This is a genomic window from Mesorhizobium sp. M00.F.Ca.ET.216.01.1.1, assembly GCF_004010325.2.
GTDB lineage: Bacteria > Pseudomonadota > Alphaproteobacteria > Rhizobiales > Rhizobiaceae > Mesorhizobium.
Map to the genome: position 1 here is coordinate 108,157 of NZ_SADR02000019.1, position 25,233 is coordinate 133,389.

Annotated in this window: 22 protein-coding genes and 5 pseudogenes; 12 read left to right on the forward strand and 15 right to left on the reverse strand. The window is 58.2% G+C overall.

Annotated elements, in window-relative coordinates; all coding sequences use genetic code 11:
• Positions 1-16: 16 nt before the first annotated feature.
• Positions 17-1,171 (reverse strand): annotated as a pseudogene (locus EN859_RS23480) (zinc-dependent alcohol dehydrogenase).
• Between the two features lie 170 nt (positions 1,172-1,341).
• A complete protein-coding gene (locus tag EN859_RS23485) occupies positions 1,342-1,530 on the reverse strand; it encodes a hypothetical protein (RefSeq protein WP_127855007.1) in 189 nt (62 codons plus the stop codon).
• A gap of 169 nt (positions 1,531-1,699) precedes the next feature.
• Here EN859_RS23485 and EN859_RS23490 point away from each other — a divergent pair, with 169 nt between their 5' ends.
• Complete coding sequence (locus tag EN859_RS23490; RefSeq protein ID WP_127855109.1) at positions 1,700-2,443, forward strand: DUF4142 domain-containing protein; 744 nt, start codon at positions 1,700-1,702, stop codon at positions 2,441-2,443.
• A gap of 22 nt (positions 2,444-2,465) precedes the next feature.
• Positions 2,466-3,062, forward strand: a complete 597-nt coding sequence (locus EN859_RS23495; RefSeq protein ID WP_127855006.1) for a general stress protein — start codon at positions 2,466-2,468, stop codon at positions 3,060-3,062.
• A 44-nt stretch (positions 3,063-3,106) separates the two neighbouring features.
• Here EN859_RS23495 and xth read toward each other — a convergent pair.
• The 4 genes and pseudogenes from xth to EN859_RS39550 form a co-directional block, all read right to left on the reverse strand.
• A pseudogene (xth, locus tag EN859_RS23500) lies at positions 3,107-3,989 on the reverse strand (exodeoxyribonuclease III).
• Positions 3,990-4,043: 54 nt separating this feature from the next.
• A complete protein-coding gene (locus EN859_RS23505) occupies positions 4,044-4,352 on the reverse strand; it encodes a hypothetical protein (RefSeq protein ID WP_127855005.1) in 309 nt (102 codons plus the stop codon).
• A 12-nt stretch (positions 4,353-4,364) separates the two neighbouring features.
• Positions 4,365-4,574 carry a hypothetical protein gene (locus tag EN859_RS23510; RefSeq protein ID WP_127855004.1) on the reverse strand — a complete coding sequence of 70 codons (210 nt, stop codon included), beginning with the start codon at positions 4,572-4,574 and terminating at the stop codon, positions 4,365-4,367.
• Positions 4,575-5,039: 465 nt separating this feature from the next.
• Positions 5,040-5,423, reverse strand: coding sequence for a hypothetical protein (locus EN859_RS39550; RefSeq protein WP_245525669.1), 384 nt, complete (start codon positions 5,421-5,423; stop codon positions 5,040-5,042).
• A gap of 102 nt (positions 5,424-5,525) precedes the next feature.
• Between EN859_RS39550 and EN859_RS23525 the strand changes: the two are divergent.
• Positions 5,526-6,248 (forward strand): annotated as a pseudogene (locus tag EN859_RS23525) (Crp/Fnr family transcriptional regulator).
• Positions 6,249-6,352: 104 nt separating this feature from the next.
• A pseudogene (locus EN859_RS23530) lies at positions 6,353-6,736 on the forward strand (DUF892 family protein).
• 155 nt (positions 6,737-6,891) lie between these two features.
• On the opposite strand, the gene EN859_RS23535 reads toward EN859_RS23530, so the two are convergent.
• The 3 genes from EN859_RS23535 to EN859_RS23545 are packed head-to-tail and all read right to left on the reverse strand — an operon-like array spanning position 6,892 to position 10,818.
• Positions 6,892-8,526: a family 1 glycosylhydrolase gene (locus tag EN859_RS23535; protein ID WP_127855002.1), complete on the reverse strand. Its 1,635-nt coding sequence runs from the start codon at positions 8,524-8,526 to the stop codon at positions 6,892-6,894.
• 2 nt (positions 8,527-8,528) lie between these two features.
• The gene (glf, locus tag EN859_RS23540) at positions 8,529-9,659 is read right to left on the reverse strand and encodes a UDP-galactopyranose mutase (protein WP_127855001.1); all 1,131 of its coding nucleotides are present in this window, start codon (positions 9,657-9,659) and stop codon (positions 8,529-8,531) included.
• The gene (locus EN859_RS23545; protein ID WP_127855000.1) at positions 9,652-10,818 is read right to left on the reverse strand and encodes a glycosyltransferase family 1 protein; all 1,167 of its coding nucleotides are present in this window, start codon (positions 10,816-10,818) and stop codon (positions 9,652-9,654) included. Before EN859_RS23545 ends, glf begins: the two co-directional genes overlap by 8 nt.
• A 179-nt stretch (positions 10,819-10,997) precedes the next feature.
• On the opposite strand from EN859_RS23545, the gene EN859_RS23550 reads away from it, so the two are divergent.
• Positions 10,998-11,822 (forward strand): amidohydrolase family protein, encoded by an 825-nt coding sequence (locus tag EN859_RS23550; RefSeq protein WP_127854999.1) that lies wholly within the window; start codon positions 10,998-11,000, stop codon positions 11,820-11,822.
• On the forward strand, positions 11,822-13,018 hold the full coding sequence (locus tag EN859_RS23555; protein WP_127854998.1) for a glycosyltransferase family 4 protein: 1,197 nt from the start codon (positions 11,822-11,824) through the stop codon (positions 13,016-13,018). The genes EN859_RS23550 and EN859_RS23555 overlap by 1 nt, the downstream gene beginning before the upstream one ends.
• Before the next feature lie 25 nt (positions 13,019-13,043).
• Here the strand turns inward: EN859_RS23555 and EN859_RS23560 are convergent, their stop codons facing one another.
• Both EN859_RS23560 and EN859_RS23565 read right to left on the reverse strand, forming a co-directional pair.
• Positions 13,044-13,739: a methyltransferase domain-containing protein gene (locus EN859_RS23560; protein WP_127854997.1), complete on the reverse strand. Its 696-nt coding sequence runs from the start codon at positions 13,737-13,739 to the stop codon at positions 13,044-13,046.
• Positions 13,740-13,802: 63 nt separating this feature from the next.
• The gene (locus tag EN859_RS23565; protein ID WP_127854996.1) at positions 13,803-13,988 is read right to left on the reverse strand and encodes a hypothetical protein; all 186 of its coding nucleotides are present in this window, start codon (positions 13,986-13,988) and stop codon (positions 13,803-13,805) included.
• A 724-nt stretch (positions 13,989-14,712) separates the two neighbouring features.
• On the opposite strand from EN859_RS23565, the gene EN859_RS23570 reads away from it, so the two are divergent.
• The 3 genes from EN859_RS23570 to EN859_RS23580 all read left to right on the forward strand — a co-directional run bounded on the left by EN859_RS23570 (position 14,713) and on the right by EN859_RS23580 (position 17,040).
• Positions 14,713-15,090 carry a hypothetical protein gene (locus EN859_RS23570; RefSeq protein ID WP_348632941.1) on the forward strand — a complete coding sequence of 126 codons (378 nt, stop codon included), beginning with the start codon at positions 14,713-14,715 and terminating at the stop codon, positions 15,088-15,090.
• A 34-nt stretch (positions 15,091-15,124) separates the two neighbouring features.
• Complete coding sequence (locus EN859_RS23575) at positions 15,125-15,619, forward strand: hypothetical protein (RefSeq protein WP_245525670.1); 495 nt, start codon at positions 15,125-15,127, stop codon at positions 15,617-15,619.
• A 614-nt stretch (positions 15,620-16,233) separates the two neighbouring features.
• A complete protein-coding gene (locus EN859_RS23580) occupies positions 16,234-17,040 on the forward strand; it encodes an alpha/beta hydrolase (protein WP_127854994.1) in 807 nt (268 codons plus the stop codon).
• Positions 17,041-17,198: 158 nt separating this feature from the next.
• Here the strand turns inward: EN859_RS23580 and EN859_RS23585 are convergent.
• The 4 genes and pseudogenes from EN859_RS23585 to EN859_RS23610 form a co-directional block, all read right to left on the reverse strand.
• Positions 17,199-18,242: pseudogene (locus EN859_RS23585) on the reverse strand (IS630 family transposase).
• A gap of 204 nt (positions 18,243-18,446) precedes the next feature.
• Positions 18,447-18,782, reverse strand: coding sequence for a hypothetical protein (locus EN859_RS23590; RefSeq protein WP_127854993.1), 336 nt, complete (start codon positions 18,780-18,782; stop codon positions 18,447-18,449).
• A 369-nt stretch (positions 18,783-19,151) separates the two neighbouring features.
• Positions 19,152-20,435 carry a PAS domain-containing sensor histidine kinase gene (locus tag EN859_RS23595; RefSeq protein WP_245525671.1) on the reverse strand — a complete coding sequence of 428 codons (1,284 nt, stop codon included), beginning with the start codon at positions 20,433-20,435 and terminating at the stop codon, positions 19,152-19,154.
• Between the two features lie 819 nt (positions 20,436-21,254).
• Positions 21,255-21,974, reverse strand: a complete 720-nt coding sequence (locus tag EN859_RS23610; protein WP_127854991.1) for a Crp/Fnr family transcriptional regulator — start codon at positions 21,972-21,974, stop codon at positions 21,255-21,257.
• A 196-nt stretch (positions 21,975-22,170) separates the two neighbouring features.
• On the opposite strand from EN859_RS23610, the gene EN859_RS23615 reads away from it, so the two are divergent.
• The 3 genes from EN859_RS23615 (at position 22,171) to EN859_RS23625 (ending at position 23,809) form a co-directional block, all read left to right on the forward strand.
• Positions 22,171-22,404, forward strand: a complete 234-nt coding sequence (locus EN859_RS23615) for a hypothetical protein (protein WP_127854990.1) — start codon at positions 22,171-22,173, stop codon at positions 22,402-22,404.
• A gap of 229 nt (positions 22,405-22,633) precedes the next feature.
• Entirely contained in the window at positions 22,634-22,822 is a 189-nt protein-coding gene (locus EN859_RS23620; RefSeq protein ID WP_127854989.1) for a transposase, read from the forward strand.
• 45 nt (positions 22,823-22,867) lie between these two features.
• The gene (locus EN859_RS23625) at positions 22,868-23,809 is read left to right on the forward strand and encodes a YihY/virulence factor BrkB family protein (protein ID WP_245525672.1); all 942 of its coding nucleotides are present in this window, start codon (positions 22,868-22,870) and stop codon (positions 23,807-23,809) included.
• The last annotated feature ends 1,424 nt before the right edge of the window (positions 23,810-25,233 follow it).

Here is a 25,233-nt window from a genome sequence, read left to right on the forward strand (position 1 = left end):
TTGCAAACATCGTGGGCTACGGCTTGATGACGACTTTGATGCAGCCATCCTTCTTGTCGCGAAGGTCTTGTAGGCCTCCGGTCCTTCTTCAAGCCCGATGCGATGGGTAATAAGAAACGACGGGTCGATTTTGCCGCTTTCGATGAGCTTCATAAGGGGTTCAAGATAGCGTTGAACGTGGCTCTGCCCGGTTTTCATCGTCAGCCCTTTGCCGACGAACATTCCCATGGGCACGCTAACGCTGCCGATAAACACGCCAGGAAGCGAGACCGTGCCGCCAGGTCGACACGCCATCAGCGCCTGCTGCAGTGCATAAGGTCTCTCCATCGCGGTAAGGCCCGTTTGCAAGGTCTCCATAACCCCGCCTGGCCCATAGCTTTCCAAGCCGACCGCCTCGATCATTGAATCCGGCCCTTTGCGGTCCGTCATATCCAGGATGCGCTTCTGCAGATCTTCGTCGTCATACCTCAGAGTCTCCGCCCCCGACGCTTGCGCAAGCGCCAGGCGCTCTGAGACTGTGTCGAGAGCGATAACCCGCCCTGCGCCAAGGAGAAAAGCCGATTTGATCACGAACTGGCCAACTGGGCCGCAACCGAAAACCAGCACCGTATCGCCGGATTGAATGTTGCAGTTTTCCGCAGCCTGGTAACCGGTCGGAAAAATGTCGGACAGGAAAAGCACCTGTTCGTCCGTCAGACTGTCTGGCACTTTGATCGGGCCAACATCGGCTTAGGGAACACGCAAGAATTCGGCCTGGCCGCCAGAGAAGCCGCCGTACATGTGCGAATAGCCGAATAGGCCGGCAGTTGGATAACCCATCTGCTCTGCCTGCTTTGCGCCGGCTGGATTTGACCTCTCGCAGAGCGAAAACAGCTCCAATTTGCACATTCGGCATTCGCCACAAGAGATGGTGAACGGCACAACGACGCGCTCGCCGATCCTGAATTTGGAATGTGCCTTCCCCACCTCGACCACCTCACCCAATCGTCTCGTGGCCAAGGACGTCGTGTGCGTGCATATCGGGGACGAACCCACCCATGAGATGAATATCCGATCCACATATCGCGCAGGCCGTAAGCTCGATGATAATATCGCGGTCTGCCTCAATTGTCGGGTCGTCGACCCGTTCGCAGCGTATATCGCTCTTCCCGTGCCAGGTCAGCGCCTTCATGATCCTTCTCCCGTGGATACGACGGGCCGAACCAGCCGCTTGAAAAAATGTTCCTGAGACAGTGCGATTGATTGCCGTTATTGCAATGACTACACGACGAAGTCGATTTTCTCGGGGCCGCGGGTACAAAACGCCAACACCGAGCATGATCCCTCGGTGAATGTGCGCTGTTACTTTTTCCGCTTTAGTGGAAACGTAGCGTCTCCATCATCCTTGCCGGAGAAAACGCGCGGGTTAGCACTTGATATCCCGTCGTTCTTCCCGCCTTCGTGGCGTTTTTCGGACTGGCCTCTGGCGTCCGCTTCAGGTTTTGCTGCGGCGCGCTTGCCGACCTTTTCAGCATTTGGTCTGTCAGCCATGACATTCTCCTTCTGAAGCGTGGCAACTCACCCGCAGCCCCAAAGTTCCCCGCAAGGCTGCGTCGCAGACGGAGGGGTGGAGTTCCCTGCAGAACCTTTGCAGCAGCCCGGAACAAACCCCGCGCACGGAGATTGGGATTCATCAACTCTCAAACCAAGGGATTCCACCATGAAACACAACCTTCGCTTGGCAACGCTATCGCTTGCCACAGCAATGGCTTTGGCCCTGCCTGCACTCGCCGCGGAAACGGACCAGGATTTTGTGACCAAGGCGGCGATCGGCGGAATGTTCGAAGTGCAGTCGAGCAAGATCGCCCAGGACAAGCTGCAGGACCAGAGCCTCAAAGACTTCGCTCAAAAGATGATTTCCGATCATGGCGCTGCCAATGCGAAGCTTGAGAGCATAGCCGGCGAACAGCAGCTGCAGGTCCCTTCTGACCTCGATACTTCCCACAAAAGCGATGTCGAAAAGCTCCAGTCAGCCGCGGCGCCCGTGGACGCTCCCTATACCGATATGCAGAAAGCAGCGCATGCTGATGCCGTCAGCCTTTTTGAAGCCTACGCCAAGGATGGTGACAACCCAGCCTTGAAGTCATTCGCGACCGAGACTTTGCCGACACTAAAGATGCATCAGGAGATGATCGAGAAGGTCGCGACCACGGCACCCGCCTCTACCAGCACCACCCCGGCGGTCACCAGCAGCGGCACCACCAATCCGGCAGCTCCCGTGCCCGGCGCCAACAGCTTTACCGAAGCCCAGGCAAAGAGCGCGATCGAAAAGGCAGGATATTCCGGCGTCTCTGCCCTGACGAAGGGCGACAACGGCATCTGGCGTGGAACAGCGAGCAAGGACGGCAAGTCCGCGCCGATCGCGCTCGACTATCAGGGCAATGTCGTTGCCGGCAACAATTAAACAGAAACCGAGGACCAACCAGATGAAAACCGTAACAGGACTATTCGACAATTACGACGACGCCAACGCTGCCGTCGGGCAACTCGTCGCCACCGGCGTGCCGCGCGATGACATCAGCATTGTGGCTAACAACGCGACAGGGTGGCACAAAGGCGACGAAACCGAAGCCGGCGAGGATGCGGCCGCCGGGGCTGGCGTGGGTGCCGTTATTGGTGGCGCCGGCGGGCTGCTTACGGGTCTTGGCCTGATGGCCATTCCTGGCGTCGGGCCTGTCGTCGCTGCAGGATGGCTGGCAGCAACAGCGGTCGGCGCGGTCGGCGGCGCCGTTGTTGGGGGCGCCGCGGGCGGCATCATCGGCGCGATGACAACGGCCGGCGTTCCTGAAAACGACGCCCATGTCTATGCCGAAGGCGTTCGTCGTGGCGGGACGATGGTCACCGCCAAGGTCGAGGACAATCTTGTTCCCAATGCCGAAGAGATCCTGAAGCAATATAATTCCGTCGACGTCGCCGGCAGACGCGCCGAATACGAAGCCGGCGGATGGACCGGTTTCGACCCGACAGCCGATGTCTACACACCGGATGATCAGGAAGGCACCAAGGCTCGGCGCGATATCTAGCCCGCCGGCGGGGCGGCGTAATGCCGCCCTGCTCGTCCGACGTCTCATCTCGGTCTCCCAAGGCCGTTTGCAACCTGCTGTGTCTCGAAAGGCATTGCGAGACCACCGCGTGATGTTCGATCTGGCTGACAGAGCAGCTTTGCAGATCGCGTCGGCCACTTCAGTTCAATCCAGGCGGGGGCATGGTCGCTTGGTTTGGTCCATCCGCGCAACTCGACATCAACGCCGGCCCTTTTTAGGCGCCTTGAAAGAGAAGGGCTCAGGAGCAGATGGTCCATCCGAAGACCGGAACTTCGATCGTAGCAGCCTTGGTAGGAGAAATTCCAGTAGATGCCCTTCTCTGGATGAATCAGGCGTACTGCGTCGAGACACCCCGCATCAAGCATGGCAGCATACGCCCGCCGACTCTCAGGAAAATACACAGCAACCCCGACCCAGCGCCTCGGCACCACAGCGTCTATCGGCGTTGGCACGACATTGTAGTCCCCGCAGAGAACAGTCGGCTCACCTTGCTTGAGCAGAAGTTCACTGCAGGCGATCAAACGCTCGAACCATTTCAGCTTGTAGTCGAATTTCGGACCCGGTCCGGGATTGCCGTTGGGCAGGTAAAGGCAGCCGACGATAAGCCCGTCGACCTCGGCCTCGATGTAGCGTGTGTATCGTCCGGATCTCCGGGCAACCCGCGTCGCCGTTCCAGTGGCTCTTTTCCGCGAGTTGAGTTAGGATCGCTTCGCCATTGTAGGACTTCTGGCCGTGCCAGATCGCCCCGTAACCCGCTTTCTCAATTGCTTCGGCAGGGAACTTCTCGTCAGAGGTTTTTAACTCCTGAAGGCAAATGATGTCGGCATCAGTTTCGGTCAGCCATTTCAGCAGTACCGGCAGCCGACCGTTGACACCGTTGACATTGAATGTCGCGATCCGAGGCATTGGAGGCTCATTTCGCTTGTTGCTCGACGATCGGTATGTTGCGGGGGCCAAACACTACATCTGGTTGTTGTACGGTTCCTTGGTATGGCCCACCATCTTCGCCAGTTCGGAAAATGGCGGCACGTCCGTTTCCGACTGCGCGTTGTTGGCTAATTGTAGCAATCGAATGGAGAACCAGAAGGCATCCCGATTGGACGGGGACATTTCCTGATACGAGCGCTCTTCGTTGATCAGCGACGCCTCGGCTTTGCGCAAGGCTGAGTCGATGTCGTCGATCGAGAGAACTCTTTTATGAACGAGCGTGTTGTTGATCGACGCAATCGCCATAAGCAGACCTTCGACCTGCAGGCTTGCAACGTTCATCTAATCAATCCTTTAAATTGCGGGCGGGCGAGCCGGCGGGTTTTGGCCATCCGATTGATGAGTCTTGTCGTCAACCTGGTCTTTTGGTTTGGTCAGCCCGTATCCACTTCGTGGTTTCTTGTTTCCCGCAGCATCCTGAGAAAACCGGTCGGAGGCATCAGCTGCCTTCTTCTCCGGATACTTGGTCGCCCCGGTTTCCCGCCGGTTGTCCTGGTCAGCCATCAATTTTGCTCCCGTGTTCGTTTCACTGACAACATTCAGCGACCTCGCCGGTTCCCCGCAGGAGCGTCCAGACGAAACGTTTCTTCCTGCGCCGACCGGTCGACGCAGGAAAGTCAAGGACAACAACGCCCACCAATTGCGCTGGCGCCTCACGTCGACTCTAGGACCCAAGGCGAGTTGGCATCGCACGGCACACCATTATGATGGCCGTCCACCGCCGAAGAAAAGTCAATCGACCTCGACAGTTTTCCCAATTGAACTCTTCTGCGACCCAGGCTTTCTTGTTTGTGGAAGCGCTTTTGGGTTGGATCCCTCGAACGCTAGGCGTTCTGCCCTCAAGCGCGCCGTCTTGACCTCTCTGTGTTGGCGTTCCGCTTCAAGAACCAACCTTGCTACCCGGTCAGCTCGGTCAATTCTTTCCTTGTCGACAAACCGTTTCGGCATAGGAGCCTCCTCCGTCGGGGTTTAATGCTGGCCACAAGAATTTTCGGCTTTAGAAAACGTTCCGAAAAAATATTGTCCGCTTTCGACCTCATTTGTTATTGTCGTGATGGGCAAACACTGGCATGCGCGCACCTCAAGCATCTGGGCGCCGTTGTCGCTCCTGATCTTCACCGTAATCTTTACGAGGTCACGATCAGGCATCTCATCGCGTGCAATATCGTGCAGGATGCGAACGGCCTCCGCCCGCGCACGGTCCCGCGACTCGAACAGCTGACCCTCCTTGTCGAGTACATGGCCGTCGCTGTTATAGACATCGAAGAAATATCGGTTCATTGCGATCACCGCAGAGCACCCCAAAATCTCCGCGAGTATCCCCGGTTCCGCCGCGCTGGCATTTTGGATCAAGATGCATCAGATTGTGGCCGCGACGTGGGCTGCAAATCAGCGACGGGCGGTCATCTTGTCCAAGGCGATCGGCGCTCCTACACAGGACCTTCGAGGCGAATGATGCTTGATTCTCTTTTTCTGCAGCTTGAACAACATGATGTCGTTCAGCTGCCGAACGGTCCTTGCTAGCCGAGACGTTAACAACAGGCCGGGATTTTTCCATAGGCCAGGACTTGGTTTCTGCAGGGTCTCGACCGCGATACAGTACTTTGTTGGTCGAGGGGTTGGCAGCGCGCTACAAAGTGTTGGAGGACGGCGGCCGGCAGTTTACATCGCGCAGGTGCCTGGAGACTTTGTCGATCTCCATGCCTTTCTTCTCAAAGCCATGGATCATGGCATTGTAGCCTTGTCGGCGTGCCGCGTCCTTTTTGCTGATCATAATCGGCTTCGCAAGCTTACCGAGACCGCGCCCCATCTCACGCGCCTTCTTTGGTTGGACACGCTGGTCGACGGAGCGATTCACCGGGAATGGATCGTCTCGATGGGGCGAAAGACACGGACCTCACATTTTTTTTTGGCCCATCTGATTTGCGAGCTTTACGTCCGATTGAAGTAGTCAATCGCACAAACGGTCTAAGCTTTCGGCTGCCGCTGACGCAGGCCGAGCTCGCCGACCTGTTGGGACTGTCGCTCGTCCACATGAACCGCATTATTGGGGAATTGCGTAAGCTTAGCGCAATCGCCTGGACGGATCACTCGTTGACGATTGTCGACTGGGAGCGATTACGACAGATCGCCGAATTCGATGCGACCTATCTCAGCATGGTGCGAGAACCGCGCTAAATACCGGCGTCCAGCCACTGACGGAACTGCCTCACATATCGCATGTCGCAGCCTCCATGCGGGGGCCGACAGTCGTCGCTGAGCTTCGATGTCTCGTGTTTCGAATGTCGCTGAAACCAAAGTCTGAAAGGATAGCGCCATGGGTCTTTTCTCCAGGACTACACACCTTGCCGGGTATTTACTATGCCGAGCAGCAGATCGAAAAAACTCTGCCTAAGATGAGCCACGGACCCAGATCTGAAGGCTGGCTTCGAAGAGCACTTCGAACAGACGAAGCAACACATCGCGCGTTTGGAGCAGGTTTGAATTGCATGGCGAAGCGGTGAAGGGCGTTGATTGCCCGGCCATTGACGGCCTCCTTGAGGAGGCCTGATAGCGTCCGCCTAGGCGGTTGAGCATTACGAGATGATTCGCTATGGCAGCAGGCGACTGACCAGAAATTGACCGAGATGGCCGAAAGCAGCGTAAACCGCCAAGCTGCCGAATAGGTTCCCGCGCGGGGCCATTCGCGCTTTTGGCCTTCGCCATGCGCTCCGCGGCCAATGGTTGCGCCGACCAGCGTTGTAACCGTCTTGGGCCGAGATCGGCCTGACCGGCAGCCATAGGGTATTCCAACCGTCCAGGTCAGGTCTTGGAATTTATCCTAAAGAGCCATGGCTGCGTCATGCTCACGCGAGGTGCGTTCGGCGACGCGGTACTGGTTGTCGTGATCCACAGCAACAAGTTCAAAGTGTCCGGTAAGACCGTCGACCACTAAGTCGAGGAATGCGTTACAAGCAGCAATCCAGTCCGAAATATCAGACAGCTCGAGAGATAAGGTGAGGCCCTCTGCATGGTGCGCATACAAGACGATCAAGGCGCCGTGCCTAGCCGTGCCCACGCTTAGCTCAACCCACGCGTCGCCCGATTCCAGGACATGCGTCGCTGTGGCCGGGAGCCTTCGGCGGCTGCAGCACTCCCCTAAGATCGATAGCCGGCGGTCAAATCCCCGCAACCGGATTGTTGGCGATTGTCTAAGGTCCTTTCGCGGCGCACGCCACCAGCCGTTCTGTTCCAGCACCGGATGGTCGAACGATTGTCCATTCACCAAGGCCGAAATCGCGTCCGCGAGGATCGTCCTGCGCGGTTTCTCCGCCCTCGCATCAAACACTCCACACTCGTAGTATCCGTCCGCGCGCATCATCATAGAGTTCCAGTCGACAGCGCCGAAGAGCGACCAAGCAGTGACGGCTCGCACATCAACACCCGCCGCGATACATTCCTTAGCCGCCTGCCATCCCTCAATGAACCAGCGGAGCTGTTCCTCCCGGGTACAAGCATTGTGGACCTCGCCGACCACCAGCGGCAGGTTGTAGCGGGCCCAGACTTCTCGCAGTCGTGGAGCAAAACCGAGTTCGTGGGCGGGGAGTCCCGCCCGGAAAGCCGCGATATCCACATATGGTTCGATCCCGTTGCCTCCAACGGGTTCAGCACCGTGCTTTTCGACGCGATGATCGAGGAACCGGTCGCTGGTAAGGTAGTAGTCGACGCCGATCAGGTCCGGACGGCAGGGCGCGGCCTCGAACTCGGTCAAGTGGACAGGATCGACACCAGCGCCAAGCAGACGTTCGTAAAACGGGTGGCCGGCATCGACGTGCCCACAAAGCAGGTCAAGCGACAACCATCGCCTGCCGTTCTCATAGTCAGCCTGGTACTGTAGCTCCCGCGTCGCAAATATTCTTCCGACATCTTCGGTCTGGAGAAGGCGCGCCTCTGGGATGACCTTGCGGATTGCTGCCATGGCTTTGACGATCGCGCGGCATTGGGCGACAAGGAGCCGGAAACAAGTGGCCTCGTCGGCGCAGTGCGGTTGCCAGAAGCCGTAGAGGCCACTGAGGCGAGCGGTCGTGAGCGGTTCGTTGATGGGTGTGAAAGTCTTTATCCACGGGTAGCGACGCGCCAGCCGTCCGGCAAAGGCCGCGAGATGCTCGGCAAAATCTGATGCGAGGATATTCGTCCAGGAAGGCCCGCTTCCGTGGTGGAGAAGGCCTGCCACAGGGCTGATGCCGATCTCGCGCAACCGCTCGAGCCGCTCATCTAGCCATGCCCAGTCGCGCGCGCCGTCCGCCGCCTCAACATGTTCCCACAGAGCCGGATACCGCAGGGTTTTGATGCCGAGGGAAGCAACGAGATCCAGATCCTCGCTGCGTACCGAATGACCGGTTTCGACGAGCTGATCTCGGACTACATCGCCTACACGCACCACGCTGCATTCGACGCCGCCCCAGATCTCCACCATGGCTATCCCGCCGCGCCCTTGATGATTGGAAGGGCCCGCGCGCCCGTCCTTTGTATGCGGCTGAATGCGGCGAGCGCCTGGCCAATCACCTGGTCCATATTGTAGTACCGGTACGTCGCCAGCCGACCGACAAAAACCGCATCGGTTTGCTGAGCCGCGAGTGCCTCATATCGCTTGTAAAGCGCTTCGTTTTCCGGCCGAGGCACCGGGTAATATGGATCGCCGTCATCCGTTGGATATTCATAGGTCAGACTGGTCCGGGGATGCTGCTGCCCCGTCATATGCTTGTATTCCGTGACCCTGGTGAAGGCCTCGGTCTGGGGGTAGTTGACGACCGCCACGGGTTGGAACTGCGGCTGATCAAGCGTGACGTGGTCGAAATGCAAAGACCGGTACGGCAGTTTGCCCAGCCTGAAATCAAAGAATTCATCGATCGGGCCAGTATAGACCAGGCGCCGATGTGGAATGACGTCTCGAACTTCGCGATAGTCGGTCTGCAGCATCATCTTGATATTGGGATGGGCCAACATTCGCTGGAACATGCGCGTATAGCCGCCGGCCGGCATGCTCTGGAACGTGTCAGCGAAATACCGGTCGTCGCGGTTGGTTCGTGTCGGAACTCGAGCCGTCACCGACTTGCTGAGCTGGGAGGGGTCCACGCCCCACTGTTTGCGGGTGTAGCCCCGGAAGAACTTCTCATAGAGCTCGCGCCCCACAGTTCCCACGACCACGTCCTCGGCCGTGCGAACCTCGCCGACGTTCTCTCTGCGCGCGGCGAGAAACTGTTCCATCTCCTCCGACGTGAGATCGAGACCGTACAGGCGATTGATCGTATCAAGGTTGATTGGGATCGGCACAAGCCGACCATCGACATTGGCGAGCACCCGATGCTCGTAGGGGTACCACTTGGTGAACTGAGACAGATAAGTGACAATGGCTTCGGCGTTGGTATGGAAGATGTGCGGCCCGTAGCGATGAACGAGGATACCGGCTTCGTCATACCAATCGAAAGCGTTGCCGCCGATGTGACTCCGACGATCAACGACCAACACTTTCTCTCCGCGCTGACTGGCAAGGCGCTCTGCCAACACGCTGCCGGCAAACCCGGCACCGACCACCAGCCAGTCAAACATAGTCAGCCAACTGGTTGGACGTTGCCGGGAGCAAGTTAGCCGGCGTCAGCAGGTCTCGCATGGCGCCCCAGGTCGCGTCCCACGACATGCGGGACAGGAATGCATCGACGTCGGCCATGTCCCCGCCATCTTTGCGCAACGCCATGCGCAAGGCGGCGGGCATTGAGGCTGCGTCAGCGATCTGTACCAGTCCGTGACGTCCGTAGGTTTGGACCACATCAACGATGGCAGTTGAGACCACGGGCAGTGCGCCGGCGAGAAACTCGGGGGTCTTCGTCGGGCTGATATACCGCGTGGCCTCGTTGAGGGCGAACGGCATCCATCCCACGTCCCAACCAGCCATGTAGCTTGGCAATTCGGCATACCGCTTGGCGCCCAACCAATGAATGTTTGGGCCGCTGGGCAGGGTGGCAGGGTCGATCTTGACCACCGGGCCGAGGGTGACGAACTGAACATCCGGCATCGCCGCAGCGGTTCGAGCCATCAGGTCGATGTCGAAACGCTCGTCAACCACGCCGAAGAAGCCGACGCGAGGTCGCGGGATGGTTTGTTGGTCGGCTGGGTCTGCCTGGCGGCGGCGCGCCTGATGGAAGTGTGCCGTGTCGATACTGCTCGGAAATGCATGTACGAACGGGTGCTGGCTCCGTTTGGCCTCATAAAGGCTCATGCCCCCTGTGAACACGACGTCGGCCTTGCGGAAGAGTTGCCGCTCCAGCAACTCAAGTTCGGGCGGTGCGTCCTTGAAGGCCGATAGTTCGTCCATGCAGTCGTAGACACAGACATCGTCCTGCAACGCTGCCGCAAACTTCAAGGCCATTGGGGTGTAGTACCAAGTCACCAACTGGTCATGATCAATGTCTGCCACCAGATTATCCAGCAAATGTGCGAGGACTTTGTCGATCTGGGTTCCCGGTTGATCGTGCGGCAGCACCGGCGTCACGACTTGCAGACCAGACGCAACCGACTTGCGGCGGAGGAAGGCGTTCTGAACGGGCTCGAACACTGGTTCTTCAAAGAACACCACGGAGTAGGCTTCTGCGGCGCGCGTCATCAAATGCTGGGGGCGTTGAAAAACGAAGTCCCATCGCAAGTGGGAGAAACAGATCAGGAGCGGGTTATCAAAAGGCACGAGCAAGGGGTTGGATACAGTCTGATCCATTTGCATCAATCCGCATTAGGGTTGGCTTATGATGGATCAAGCTCCGTCTGCGGATCGGGTTCCACCGCCAAAGTGGAATTTTGGCTTTCTTCGCCGGACCAGAAAGAAAGCAGGGATTTCTGATTATTGCTGGAACGAGCAGCGGCTACGCAAGTTGTTGGCGCGGCGGAGAACGCAATATGATCATTGATGCACACCTTCATACTTCCGGTCGGGAAACGACCGCGGATGTGCTTCAGTCGCTCGATGATGCCGGTGTCGACGCTGCATTCTTGCTGGCGCCGTTCCTCACTCCACCATACTCCCTGGATGATCGGGAGTCCTTGCGCGCCGGGAACCGCTACCTTTCGGACTTGGTGAAACGCCACCCGGATCGCCTTGTGGGATTCGCGGTTGTAAATCCGCTCCATTCGCAATCCGCCGACGATCTTGAGGAGGCTGCCACCCTTCCGGGTATTCGCGCATTAAAGATGGTTCCGACAGGATGGTATCCGTACGACGACTGCGCCCATCGCGTGTACGCGGTCGCTGCAAAACTCGAGCTGCCCATCCTGTTCCACAGTGGAATTTTCATCGACGGCCGCTCCGGGCGATTCTGCCGGCCGTCCTTTTACGAGGCGGTTCGCGATCATCCTGGCCTTCGCGTCACGCTGGCTCACCTTGGATGGCCATGGTGCGACGAAGCCAACGCGGTCGGCGTCATCGACCGGATCAACGGCGTCGACCCAGCCAAAAGCCAGTTTCGCTTCGACCTGTCGTTCGGACCCCCTCCGATCTATCGTGAGGAGGTCTTCCGCAAGGCAATCGACGTTATAGGCCCCCGCTCCCTGCAATTCGGCAGCGACCGGTTCTTGCCATGCAGTGGCGCTCATATCCGCGCGGCAATCGACGAGGTCACCGCAATTCTCGATCAACTCGACATCCCGGCGGATGACCGAGAGGCCATCATGTGGGGTACGGCCATGGACTGGCTGAGGCTGCGCCAATCGCAAGGAGGAAACTAATGGCCAGGACACCGCGTGTGCTGTCAGGCGGCCAGACCGACGAGCGCACGCATATCCTCGAGGTCTTGGGCAACGCCATCGTCGGCGGCATGGAAAACTACGTGCGCAATCTTGCCGCAAACCTTCCATCGGACGAGTTCAAGGTTTCGCTCCTGTGCCCTTTTGAGAGCCCTTATACCGCCTTGCTGCGATCCGAAGGACGAGAAGTCTATATCGCGCCGCTGCGTGACGATCCGCCTTGGCGCACAGTCGAGCTGATCTGCACATTGATTCGCGAAACCGGCGTCGATCTTCTCCACGCCCACCTGATGAACGCCCACACTGTCGCAGCTATAGCAGGGCGGCTAAGCGGAATTTCCACAGTAGCCACGCTGCATGGCATGAGCCTCCAGCCACAGGAAATCAGCGTCGCTCGCACTACCGGCAGCCACACCATCGTAGTCTGTCGCGAAGCGTGGTCCCAGGCGCTCGCAGTAGGGTTGGCGCCTGAGTTCGTAAGCCTTGTTCCTAATGGCGTCGACCTTACAGTCTACCATCCCCTCTCGGCTGACCCGGCAGAGTTCCGCCAAACCATCCAGGTCGGACCGACAGATATGCTGGTCGGATTCGTCGGCAGGCTGGCTTGGGAAAAAGGTCCCGACAAATTTTTGAAAGCGGCCGAGTTGATGCTGCAAAGGCGGGCTGAGGTACATTTCGCGATGGTGGGGACAGGGTCGATGGAAAATGACCTCACAGCCAAGGTGCGACGGACCGGGCTGGAATCGCGCATCCACATGGTCGGCCTAGCACGCGAACCGCATCGGATCTATCCGGCACTCGACTTGCTACTGCACACTTCCCGCGCGGATGCGATGCCCCTCACCATCCTGGAAGCCATGGCATCTGGCGTCCCCGTGGTGGCGATCGGTGTCGGTGGCATACCCGAAATCATCGCAACCGGCGAAACCGGGGTTCTCGTCGGCACCAGCGAATGGCCAGGTATCGTGTCGGAATATCCCGGTGACTGGGAGGGCGTGGCGCAGGCAGCGCTCGCGCTTCTATCCAACCCAGCACGGCTGAAGCTGATGGCGAGCGCCAGTGTCAAGCGCGCGCACGCCAATTTCGACATCCGCCAGTCGGCGATCCTGACGAGTCAGATTTTCCGTCAATTGCTTGGATCGCGCCACGCCAAGGCCCGCCTGCACTCAGTCCCCTGAGCCCGTAACAGATCCAAGGGATGAGTCAGGATTTGGTGGCCCTGATTCCCGTGATCACAGGATACAAGGGGTCGACGACATCGAGGCTTGCGCGATCGATCTCCTCGAAAGCAAGTCCCTGCAGAAAGGCTGTGGCAGCCAGCACATTGCCGAACTGCTCAACCTCCACGCCGGCAGGCCCGAACCTTTCCTCGAAAAGTCGGCGAGCGGCAGTCTGCGTCATCGCCCAGAACCATTTTTCCGGCCCGTCATGAGAATCAATTGAAGTAATGCCTGGCACCGTCGCCAACACGACCCCGCCTGGCGCCAATGCTCGATGGATCGCGGCAAGAGCCGCGCGTACGTCGTAGATCATGTGCAGCGTCTGGGTTACGATCATGCAGTCAAAGCAGAAAGCATCGATCGCCTCTTCGTTTTGAAGGTCAATGCGTATTGTAGCGTGTGGATTGGCACTTTCCGGCGAGTCGATGATGTCGGAATGGTTCACCCGTTCGCGGCCGAACCGCTGCGTGTACACATTGTCCCCAATCTCCGCGACACGCCCCCTGACGTCCCCAGCATGGCGTTGCAAAAAACTCTCGATATAGTAGCGGTCTAGGGGCGTGCCCCGATCACCGCCAAAGGCCCGACTGAGGGGCGTGACCTCGCCCAAATCCCCGAAATCAACTGTGCCTGGCGCTGGGACGGTGCCCTCGGGTTGAGGTAGATTGAAGCTCGCCATCGCAGCGCCCGTTGTTCATGCGAGAGATATGGCCACGCCGCCAGTGACCCATTGTTTTTGTCGTCAATTGTCGGACTTCTTCCTTGCTGCTGTCGGATTTTGGCCTGTAGTGGCGGCGGTCTTGGCGTCCTTCGAATGAGCTGCGAGCGCTGGACCAGCGCCAGTAACCTTACGCATGTCGCCACCGAGCTTTTCCTGTTGCGGTTTCTTCGCCAGAAGCCCTGAAAAATACTTGCCGAAAAATCCCATCGTGTTCTCCTGCAGTGAGTATTGCAGCTCCGTCTAATACGAATTTGCGTGAACCAGATTTGTTCCTCTGACCATCGCGAGTGAAGGTTGCGATTAGGAAGCTTGACCGACTGTCAGCGATCGATGCAGTTCGCAGGTATCGCGGCGTAGAATGACGTCGAGCAATCTGACTCAAGGGATTAGCGGGCGCAAAGACTGCCGCAGCGCATTGCGCTCCGAGTGCACTCTTCAATGGCCACCAAGACGACTACCGCTCCTGGTGCGCGGTCTTTCGCGAATTGGGGAAGCCAAATTAGCCATGCTACGCACCGCGACGGGCAGCAAACCATTCCTGGTTCTGTGATTCTTCAGGCAACCAGGAATCGAACGATTGTACTCGGGCGTGATGAACAAGGTCGCGTCGGTTTACGCATTGCCGCCCGGAATTCAGCCCATGCAGGTGGGCTTTCGCCATCCAAATCTTCGTTGAACAGCGCGAGATCAGCTATATCGACAAAATGGCACCGCATCGAATCCGGGGCTCTGGCGACTAAGGCCTGCGCTACCTTGCGGCTACGAGACTGTGCACGCAATCGATGGGTGAGGCGCCGCAAGCGGCCTTGCCGCTGTCACCTTGCTGCCGAGCACCGCAATGGCTCAGGATGCCTCTTGGGGCTGCCAAGAACTGTTGTGCGCGGCTTCGTCCAATCCATCCTGGCACGGCGTTCCATACTGCGTTCCGCCCATGAAGAAGCTGATCTCAGCTATGGCAAAGCCCGGCTTCTCATGGCCGATCTGCAACGAGGCGAAGGCCGGCAAGCCCGGGGGGGAAGTTTACGAGCAATGCCCCGAAGGAACCAAGGTCGGCTACAGCGAGCGTGGCCGGGAGGGAAACCGCACGGAACCGAACAAATGCGTAACAACGGTCAATGTTTGTCGCGCTGGCAACAATGGCAACGATGGCTTTACCTATCGTCGCCGCACGGGCGGCCGCGACGGCGAAAGCTGCATCCAAGAAGTATCTATATCTACTCCCCGTCCGCGGCGTGCTGATCCATGGTACTTCGACATCCCTAGCGAGAAGGGCGTGAAACAGCGCTTTTGGTTCAATCTCAACACATAAGGGAACGCGTGTTCAAATAGAGGGGTCAGCTCCAATGAACCAAAACATTCTTCTCGCCTTAGCTGCGACCGGCGGCCTGGTCGCCGGCGCGGGCGGTACGTGGTTCGCTGTTTCCAGCTCTTCAAACGAGACTCGCGCCTTTTCGAAAGCGGAAATCACCGCCGCGATTGAGGCGGATCCTTCTCTTTGCCCTGCCCCTCTGGCACCGCCGCCGGCGCCGAAGACATCTGAACTCGTTATTCCGACCGAAGCCGAGGCGCTTGCCGCCTTCCGCAAGGCACAAGAAAGTTCGCCCCTGGTATGGGATAGAGATCAACTGCCCGAGGTATCGCTTACCCTAGGCCAGTGTGACACGAACAACAGCGGCCCCGGCGTCGCATGTATGACGACAATAAAGCTCTCCCTGAAGCCGAACCCGAAGACCGCCTTATCGGTTTCGCCCAATCCGCATCAGGTGAATGGGTTGCGAGACCGTACTAGAGCCCAAGAAAAGTCCGCGATCGTCGCCGGCTTCCTCCATTTCTGGTAACTACCTTCCGTCAGCAAGTCGAAAAAAATCTGACACTTAGTACCCGTTCGGAATGGCGGAAGATGACCCCTTCAGAAGTTCGTTCGCCACCGGTCGAATTCACGCCCATGACCCGAAGGCGACGTCCACACTTCAGATTCTGAACGGCAGCTCTGCGCCGATGTCGCCCGTTCGGGCCAGATTTGCGATTGCTCGGAAGCAGACATCCCGGCGACCACGGTCGAGGTCGCGGGTGCGCCACAATAGCCGGCACCTAGGCAACGAAAGGCGAGTCAAGTCTACGGCAAACGTTGGGACGATCTGGATGGGTATACCCGGAATCCATGGCTGCCGAACCTATTCTTCGCCTGAGAAGACGTTTGGCGAAGACCTAGTGGATAGAATCTGACGCCTGGTACCCGCGCAGAAACCTCCGTCCCGGTCGTGGAAGGGCGTTCCGACCCTGCCCGGAAGCAGAAATTCCGAATGTCGCAGGAGGTTGGTTTGCTGCCACCTGTCTGATCCGTTGGAACGAGCAAAAGGGTGCCAAAAGCGGACTTCGGCGCGAGCTCCGTGACCGATGGACTATGGTCCGATATGATGTTCATGACATCAGCGAGATCTAGGAGCAAGGCATGAAATTTTACGACGACGACCTAAGAGATTTCGAGGAAAATGGCGCCTTGCCCCTGCCGACCGCCAGCGATGAAGGCTATGTGGAACATGACGGTGCTCGTATCTGGTACGCCACCTCCGGGTCTGGCCATCCAGTGATCCTGTTGCATGGTGGCCTCGGCCATAGCGGCAACTGGGGCTTTCAGGTCCCGGCGCTGGTCAGTTCCGGCTATCGCGCTGTGCTCATCGATAGTCGCGGGCACGGCCGCAGCACGCGCGATCCGCAGCCTTTCAAATATGAGTTGATGGCCTCCGATGTCCTGGCTGTGATGGATGCAATGCGCTTGGAGAAGGCGGCCATCGTAGGTTGGAGCGATGGGGCGTGCATCGCCTTGATCCTCGCCATGCAAGCCCCGAATCGCGTTGCATGCGTGTTCTTCTTCGGCTGCAACATGGACCCCAGTGGCACGAAGGAAATCGAGCCAAGCCCAGTTCTCGACCGATGTTTCAGCCGCCATACCAAGGATTACGCCGCGTTGTCGGCCACGCCGGACCAATTCGACGCATTTGTTAAAGCCGTCGGCCATATGATGGAGACCGAGCCCAATTATTCAGCAGGCGATTTGGCTCGTATCCATCTGCCCGTTGCTATCGTGCAAAGCGAGCGGGACGAGTTCATCAAGCGCGACCACGCCGACTATTTGGCGCGGAGTATTCCGACAGCGGATTTGATCATCCTGCCAGGCGTTAGCCACTTTGCGCCGCTGCAAAGGCCAGAGGAATTCAACAACGAGATGCTTGGATTCCTCGGCAAGGTCCTTTCCTGAAGGGGGTCGGTGGCAGCTGCCGTCTGGTTGGGGCCATCACTTGCCATAGGACTGTTCTGCAGGAACGCCGCAGAAGGGTCGAACTTCCCCTTTGGTCGCTAGCCGAAGATCGGACATCCGGTGCGACGATAGGATTGCCGCGCTGACATGCCCAAGGGCTATCGGACTGAAATCAGCACTTGATGGCCGCGCGCGGCGGCGGCGATGATTTTGTCAGGATCGGCGGTCCAGACGAAGGGCTTTGGCTGCTGGTTATGATCGGCGACGAAGCGGTTGATGGCGGCCTGGAGATCGACGACGCCCTTGAAAACCCCGCGCTTGAGGCGGCGCTTGAGGATGGCGAAGAAGCCCTCAACGGCATTGAGCCAGCTGGCCGAGGTGGGCGTGAAATGGAACATCCAGCGGGGGTGTCGGCCCAGCCATTCGATCACCTTGGGATGCTTGCGGGTAGCGTAGTTGTCGAGGATGGCGTGGATGGTCTTGCCGACCGGGACCTCGCGCTCGACGGCGTTCAGAAAGCGGATGAACTCCTGATGCCGGTGGCGCTGCATGCAGCGGCCGATGACCTTGCCGTCCAGCACGTCGAAGGCGGCGAACAGGGTGGTCGTGCCATGTCGCTTGTAGTCGTGGGTCATGGTCCCGGCCCGGCCCTTCTTCAGGGGAAGACCTGGCTGGGTGCGATCCAGGGCTTGGATCTGCGACTTCTCATCGACGCTGAGGATGACGGCGTGAGCCGGCGGATCGACATAAAGGCCGACGATGTCGCGGACCTTGGCCGCAAAAGTGGGATCGTTGGACAGCTTGAGCGCGCCAGATGCGCTGCACCGAAGTCAGGCTGACGCGCGCGACCTTGGCCATCACCCGGCCGGCCCAGTGAGTGATCTCGCCGGGCGGCTCGCCCAGGGTCAGGGCTACAATCCGTTCGGCCACCTCGTCAGCCAGCTTAGGGACCCGCGCGGGCCGCGTCTTATCGTGCAGCAGACCCGGCACGCCCTCTTCCATGAACCGCGCCTGCCAACGCCAGATGGCGGTCTTGCTGACACCGGCTGTGCGCATGATCGCCGCTGTGCCCAGCCCGTCGGCCGTGGCCAGCACGATCCGGGCGCGCCAGACGTGCTTCTGGGGCTGTTGCGGTTGTCAACAATCACCTGCAGGCGCTTGCGATCGGTCGGGTTCAAGTGGACGGTGATGCCAGTACGCATCCTGAAGACTCGCACGCCGGCAAACTCGTGGGAATCCCACAAAGGACTCTTATGTCGGCATCAATCCACTAGCGAACTAGCGAACACGTCTATGCAACGTTAACTTAGATGACCGCCCCACAGCTCCCAGTGAAATCCAACCGCAAGATCGCCCATCAAACCCGCCTATGAAAGGACGTCACAGCACGTCGTCAGCTGACGGCCTTAGGTTTTCGACGCGTCCAGAACGGTACCTCTAGTCACCGCAAAAATGTGGTAACGATACAGCCCATATGCCGCCAGAACCGCCAGCAGGTTGATGGCAATGCCGTATGCCTTCAAGCCGTAGAGGTTCCTTCTAAAGCCGTAGCTGATGTTTTCATTGAAAAGGACGCGGAAGCGATCGGTGTCGTAGATGTTGTTCCGCAGGTAGTTGTTGCACTCCACGTAATACTGGGCGGCGCCGGCCGGGTCAGCGTCTTCTGACTCGCGCGTCGGCGCAGTCTTGCCTATCTGTCTTGCGAGAAAGTTGCGGAACCGGTCCCTCGTGCCGGAATCCAAAATCGTATCGAAATGGCTAAGTTCGGTGTGTTTGCGGGGAACCCACCTAATTCCTTGCATAGCTTTCGCTGCACTCGCCGGCCTGCTCTGCGCGCGAGATCCGCCATGGCGTAGAACAAGACACCTACGCCCAAGGCCGTCATGGCTTCTGGCAGCCCCAGATCCTTCCATGACCCTGCAAGGAGGAAAAGAACAAATGTAGGGAGAACGGCGATCAAGGCCGATGCAGCACGAAAGTTGCTGCGAGCGTTGCCCACTCTGCGGTCCAGTAGGCAAAAAAGGGACGGCTCCATTGCAAAAGATGCTAGATGCGGTTGCGCGCCTGCATCGCGTGCGCAGCAAACCGGTCTGATCCCGGACCTCGTTACGTTAGTCTCCTCTTGCCGAAGGAGTTTCCAACTCTGCGGCCTCGATGCGGATGTTGATCATCGTGGTGGACAGCTCACATCGAAGTCCTTCCGGAGCGTAGTGGACTTGCACCTTACCCTGAAACGCCCCTGCTAGTGCTTTCTCGATCAGTCGCGAACCGAAGCCGCGACGTTTGGGCTCGTCAACGACGGGGCCTCCTTGCTCCTCCCAAACAAGACGAAACTCTTCGTCCGAACCAGGCCTGCCGATCTTCCACGAAATGGTCACTCGACCGCAATCGTCCGACAGCGCTCCGTATTTGGAGGCGTTCGTGGCCAATTCGTGGATCGCCAAACCCAGCGACAGCGCCTGCCTAGCTGCGAGGTCAAGAGGCGGACCTTCCATGCTGATGCGGCCCCCCACGCTTTGGAAGGGAGATAGAACCCTTTCGATGACGGCTCTTACAGACGCACCGCCCCAGCTCTCTTCCGCCAAGACTGAGTGAGTTTCTCCTAGCGCCGAGAGACGCTTGCTAAGCGTGGCCTTAGCTTCCTCCATGGATGAAGCCGAATGGAATGTCTGGTTGGCGATGGCGGATACCATTGCTAGTAGGTTCTTGATGCGATGGGCGAGCTCGGCATTGATAAGGCGGGAGTTCTGCTCGGCCCTGACTTTACCCGTCGTTTCGATAACCGTGTCCATCATACCGGCGACCCTGCCTTCCGCGTCGCGGATGGGACTGTAGCAAAACGTGAACCAGGCTTGCTCCGGATAGCCATGCCGATCGACCACGAGAGGGAAGTCTTCGATGAACGTGGCTTCGCCCGCGTATGCCCTGTCTGCGATCGGCCCAATGGTGTCCCACGCCTCGGCCCAAACTTCCGAGAACGGCCTGCCCAACGCTTCGGGCTTGTCGCCCAGGAGCGGTCGGAATGCGTCGTTATAGATCGTGACCAATTCAGACCCCCAGACGATGCATTTTGGGAAGGCAGAGCTCAGCATAATGCCCACGGCCGTCCTCAGCGACGCGCCCCAACTCTCGATCGGGCCAAGCGAAGTTGAAGCCCAGTCATAGGCGCGCACAGCAGAAGCCATTTCTCCAGCTGACTCCAGAAATTCGAAGCTTACTCTTTGCACGACTTCCCCCGCCACAGCCACGCTGAGCATAGCGCGTGAAAAGTTCTCTTCCGGTAGACAGTTTGAGACAATTCGGTACGTTACCTCATTAACTTGCGAGTCAGCTTCCAGCCCGTTTTTGATCTCCATCTCAAGCCGATCACGCGCCTGTTCGTTCGCCGACGCCAACAGGCCGATCCTTGGATCTTAGATCGCGGTGCGACAATGCTGGTTGACGTGGGGGTGTGGATCGAAATGGCTTAGGCCTGTGTGTAGGAGGCGTTGACGTGGAATCCCACTTTCGAAATCGAAAGCGGGTCGCGACAGTGTTCACGCCACGTTCGGTGGCCTGTCCGGTGCTTTAATCGGTGTCCGGGACTTACCGAAACATGCATCAGGGTTCAGATCGTCCGCAAATTAGGGCAGTCGACGCGACGCGCATTTTGTCTTGCTCCCTAGCAGCAACAGCCGCGACGAACGCCTTCGCCGCCGCGTCACACATAGTCCGCGACGGCCCGTTAGAATAAAGAATGACCCTCGCGGCTTTTAGCGAGAGACCATGCTTTTTCGCAAAGAACTCCACCTCATACGAGTGGTTCTCGGAGGCGGGGTCGGGGTTACTCTTTAACTTGCCCATACGAACCCGTGTACGCGGATATACAAATCCTGCCTATATCAAATGTTGGTGACGAAAAGACGAAAACCGAATTGGCGCAGCTATATTACAGTGCCATGAGCACACGCGGCGCCGATTTTCTATATCGCTGGATTTCTACGCACATGCCTCAAGGCGCAATCGATGATCCAGTGTTGGTAGTAACCGACTTGGCTGATGAGGCCATGAGGCGGCGGACGCAGAGGGCATCCCAGCGGCGAGATCGATGAAGAGATCGGAAGCGTTTGCGAAGTGATTATCCATGCCTTACGTCGACCTGATAGGGGGCACGCAGGGGCTCCATGACAGTGCCGTTCCCCTCCGGAAATCCGACAAGCACTCAGCTGAGCCTTTCACCGCGGCTCCCGCACCATGCTGAGATAGGTTGGATCGAATTCGGCGATTTCCTGCAGCCGGTGCCAGTTCAAGATGGTCACAGTGTAATTCGCCCAGCTTATCACCCCAACTTTACGCAACGCGCCGATTACCCGGTTCATATGAACAACAGACAGGCCAAGCACATCGGCCAGCTCGGCCTGTGACAGTGGTAGGTGGAAACTCATGCCGTTGGTGCGCTTCACGACCTGCAGGCGCACGAAAAGCTCGCAGACAAGATGGGCAAGATGCGCTGTCTTCGACCGCCGCCCCATGGCCACGATCCACTCGCGGTGGATCGCGCCGTCTACAAGAGTATCGAGCCACAACAGCCGGGTCAGATGTGGAGCTTTCTCTGTGATGACCCTCAGGCGGTTGTGCTCTGCGATAATCACTCGACAAGGCGACAGCGCCACGATGCCGTGGTCCATCGTTTTCAGAAGGAAGGCGTGAAGGTCGACAAAATCGCCCGGCACCTGCAATGAGGTGAATTGCCGCCCGCCATCCTCGAGCACTTTGTAGCGGGCGGCCAGACCCTCAAGGATCAACGTGCTGTAGGTTGGCCTGGATCCCTCTGAAACCAGGTCCTGTCCGGTCGAAAAATCCTTCTCGAACGACATGGCGCCAGCCAGCAAGGCCTTTTCCTCGTCGGAAAGGGCATCGTGCTGACCGAGGTTGAGATATAGGGACTCAAGCACCCTAGCCTCCACCAATCGCGGCCTGAACGCCGATCGCCTAGGGTAATTGGAAGCACACTGCGCGGCTTCGGTCCTCTAGGTCTTCGGAAATGGCGTACACAAACAACAATGCGCCCCATCGTACTGAAATGCCATCGCTACGGAACAATGGCGATCAATGCGAATTAGCACGTCATAGCAGTCGGGCTTTCCGAAGATGCAGCGCTTCTATTTTGACGTGTACAACGCGGACGGTCCAGAAACGGACACCGAGGGGCAATTGTTCGAGACGCCCGAACGAGCGAGAACAGAGGCGCTTCGGATATTGCACGACGTCGCACACGATGAGATGCCGGATGTCAATCTGGTGAAGATCACCGTCAAAATCCGAACCGGTGATCTGCAAATTTTCGAGGCGTCACTCACCCTGACATTAGATTGGAGTTGTTAGAGACCGTTTCGAAATTCGCTCTGGCGACCATCTGATGGCGTTTTCCGCGTTTCCGGTGCGCACGGACCCAAATGTCCGCTGCGCTCCGTTCTCGAAACCACCACCATATGGCTCGCCAGAGCGAACTTCGAGGCCTCTTAGAGGTAATCCCACGGTGAGGGCCGTCTTGTGAGGTGATGCGGAACGTCGGAAGTCCTAGTGCAAACACTAGGTCACTAGGAGTAGTCCTATGACGAAGCATCCGATTGAAGTTATCACGTCTGTCGAGCGCCGCCGGCGCTGGTCTCGAGATGAGAAGGCGCAGCTCGTCGCAGCCTGCCTTGAGCCTGATGCAGTAATCTCCGAGATTGCCCGCGCGGCCGGTATCCACGTCAGCCAGCTCACATTGGGGCTAATCTTCATAAGACCCAGGAAATAACCGTATCGAATTCGACGCTCTGGTCCGCTGGCGTGTTGCCTCTAATTGCTTGTCGAGAAGCATGGGAGACAAAGTTTGTTGAATGTGGCGAAAGAGGGCTGGACACTCCTTGCGGAGAGCATCCTCGGCTTCATCAATGACAATGCCTTGAGTCACGGGGCAGCGATGTCGTTTTATGCCACGACCTCGCTTGCGCCGATCCTGCTCATCGTTGTCGCCATCGCTGGCATGGTCTTCGGAAACGATGCGGCACAGCTTGCCCTTTCGGCCCAGCTCGCAGGCCTGATGGGGCCGCAAAGTGCCGAGCTTTTGCAAGCGACAATCGAAAATGCATCAAGCCGAACAACGGGCACTCTTGCTGCCATTCTGGGGCTCGTCGCGTTGTTCGTCAGCGCATCCGGCGTGTTCGGCGAAATGCAGCTTGCGCTTAACGAAATCTGGAAAGTCAAACCGGGTAAGACATCGATTTCACGGCTTGTGCGGGCGCGCGCCGCAAGCCTTGGGCTCGTCGCGGCGCTTGGCTTCCTGCTCCTGGTATCCCTGGTCGCAAGCGCTGCAATTTCGGCGCTTGGCGAAATCATCAACGCCTATCTACCCTACGGCACCATTATCCTAAGTGCGATCAACGGGATCGTCTCATTTGCCCTGATCGCGCTTTTGTTCGCGGCAATCTACAAGGTTCTGCCCGACCGCGCGCTGCGATGGCGCGACGTTGGCGTCGGCGCCGTGGTAACGGCGTTTCTCTTCACGATCGGCAAGTCGCTGATCGGCTGGTATATCGGAGCCAGCGCGATCGCATCGTCATACGGGGCAGCCGGTGCACTGCTCGTCGTGCTGCTGTGGGTCTATTATTCGTCCGAGATCTTTCTGCTGGGCGCCGAATTTACACGAGCTTACTCGGTTCGACACGGCAGCCGATCCGATCTGGAGGCGACCATCAAAGCAAATGGTCGCAAACAGGCGACAGAGCAGGATCGAAAAGTCTGAAAACGAAGTCCTTTGGCTGGATTTTCAGCAGTCTCCAAACCGCACTCTAAGCCATGTCTGGTATCGGCATCAACACCGGCGAGAGGTCCGGCGGCGTGCAGCGATGCGAGCGTGATCTCGCACAACTCTCGAATTAGAGCGTCCTTTGCTATCACCGCACTGCCAGGGTGTCTGCATGCATTACGGCCCGTCAAGCGGACGGGCCGTAATCATCACATCTCTTGGAGTATCAGGTAGGCAGGACTTCCCGCCCTTTCGGCCCGCCTCCGAAGCGCGCTCGGGATCGTTGGCGAAGTTTCCGCTGGCGCCCTGCTTTTCGCGCCCTGCTGCTTGTTCTTGCTGCCCTCGGCTTCCTGCTGTCTGCCGCGGTTGCGGTCACCATCGTCCTGACCCTTGCGGCCCTGTTGGCAGACACCCTTCGAGTTCGCCCACACCTTCACCCCGCGGCGGGACACAGCGCTGCGCACGATGATCAGCTCCGCGCCGGTGCCCGTCGCTCAAACCGCCCAACAGGGCAACATTGATCGCCGGAGCGAACTCAGGATTGGATAAAACTTGGGGGCAACGTCACTACGAACTTCATGGGCGCTTCGAGCGTCCAGCCTACGCTCGCCCGCATTGAATTGAAGATTGCCGCCGACTGCCTCCGGGAGCCACCCGCTTCAAAACCACGGTGCCGGTTCGATCCGCAGCGGGTTGGTGATGTCATACGCGAACTAGCGCTGACATTATTGCCGTGCAGGAAGTTGATGAACGCACGGGAAAGGCGGCAGGGTCTTGGATCTCAAGATGCTTCGACGAGAAACCGATGTGGTTAGTGCGCACACGCCTGAGAACCTTAGAAGCCATGGGTGGCACGGCAATTTGATACTAGCTCGCAAGGGAATGGTCCAAGCTGTCAGTCAAGTTAGGTTTCCTGGCCTGGAGCCACGCGCAGCTTTGATCGTCGATTTGGAAATCGGTGGCGTGATGCTGCGGATCGCGTCACATTTTGGATTACTCCGCCGTCGCGCATCCAAGCAGGCCAACGCGCTGCCTGAGGCCACGCGATCGGTCCTAACGCCTACCATCTTGCTTGGCGAACTTAACGAATGGCGAGTGCGCAAGCAGATCCTGGTTCCAGGCGCTACTGCTGCATTTTGGTCCAATCCAAACCGTGCTGCCCAGTTTCGCTTCGCGATTCCCTTTGCTTGCGCTCGATCGGATCCTAGCCAAACCGCCCAGTCTGATTTCCAGCCTCGAAGTGCACCGTACATCGCTATCTCGGCTCGCCTCAGATCATCTGCCGATCAAGGCACCGTTAAACCACCAGGGGATTCGACAGCTGCATATGCAACAGATTACCTCTGAAGGGTTCTTGCTATGATTTTGACCAAGGCCGGCTTCGATCGCCGAAGGTAGTCGATTTATGGAAGTATCCATTT

Coding starts and splice junctions, on each gene's coding strand:
- EN859_RS23555 (WP_127854998.1), top strand. CDS start 11,822: ATGGCCAGGACACCGCGTGTGCTGTCAGGCGGCCAGACCGACGAGCGC.
- EN859_RS23495 (WP_127855006.1), top strand. CDS start 2,466: ATGAAAACCGTAACAGGACTATTCGACAATTACGACGACGCCAACGCT.
- glf (WP_127855001.1), bottom strand. CDS start 9,659: ATGTTTGACTGGCTGGTGGTCGGTGCCGGGTTTGCCGGCAGCGTGTTG.
- EN859_RS23510 (WP_127855004.1), bottom strand. CDS start 4,574: ATGGCTGACCAGGACAACCGGCGGGAAACCGGGGCGACCAAGTATCCG.
- EN859_RS23545 (WP_127855000.1), bottom strand. CDS start 10,818: ATGGATCAGACTGTATCCAACCCCTTGCTCGTGCCTTTTGATAACCCG.
- EN859_RS23565 (WP_127854996.1), bottom strand. CDS start 13,988: ATGGGATTTTTCGGCAAGTATTTTTCAGGGCTTCTGGCGAAGAAACCG.
- EN859_RS23580 (WP_127854994.1), top strand. CDS start 16,234: ATGAAATTTTACGACGACGACCTAAGAGATTTCGAGGAAAATGGCGCC.
- EN859_RS23560 (WP_127854997.1), bottom strand. CDS start 13,739: ATGGCGAGCTTCAATCTACCTCAACCCGAGGGCACCGTCCCAGCGCCA.
- EN859_RS23535 (WP_127855002.1), bottom strand. CDS start 8,526: ATGGTGGAGATCTGGGGCGGCGTCGAATGCAGCGTGGTGCGTGTAGGC.
- EN859_RS23550 (WP_127854999.1), top strand. CDS start 10,998: ATGATCATTGATGCACACCTTCATACTTCCGGTCGGGAAACGACCGCG.
- EN859_RS23505 (WP_127855005.1), bottom strand. CDS start 4,352: ATGAACGTTGCAAGCCTGCAGGTCGAAGGTCTGCTTATGGCGATTGCG.
- EN859_RS23575 (WP_245525670.1), top strand. CDS start 15,125: ATGAACCAAAACATTCTTCTCGCCTTAGCTGCGACCGGCGGCCTGGTC.
- EN859_RS23485 (WP_127855007.1), bottom strand. CDS start 1,530: ATGGCTGACAGACCAAATGCTGAAAAGGTCGGCAAGCGCGCCGCAGCA.
- EN859_RS23570 (WP_348632941.1), top strand. CDS start 14,713: ATGAAGAAGCTGATCTCAGCTATGGCAAAGCCCGGCTTCTCATGGCCG.
- EN859_RS23490 (WP_127855109.1), top strand. CDS start 1,700: ATGAAACACAACCTTCGCTTGGCAACGCTATCGCTTGCCACAGCAATG.
- EN859_RS23615 (WP_127854990.1), top strand. CDS start 22,171: ATGCAGCGCTTCTATTTTGACGTGTACAACGCGGACGGTCCAGAAACG.
- EN859_RS23620 (WP_127854989.1), top strand. CDS start 22,634: ATGACGAAGCATCCGATTGAAGTTATCACGTCTGTCGAGCGCCGCCGG.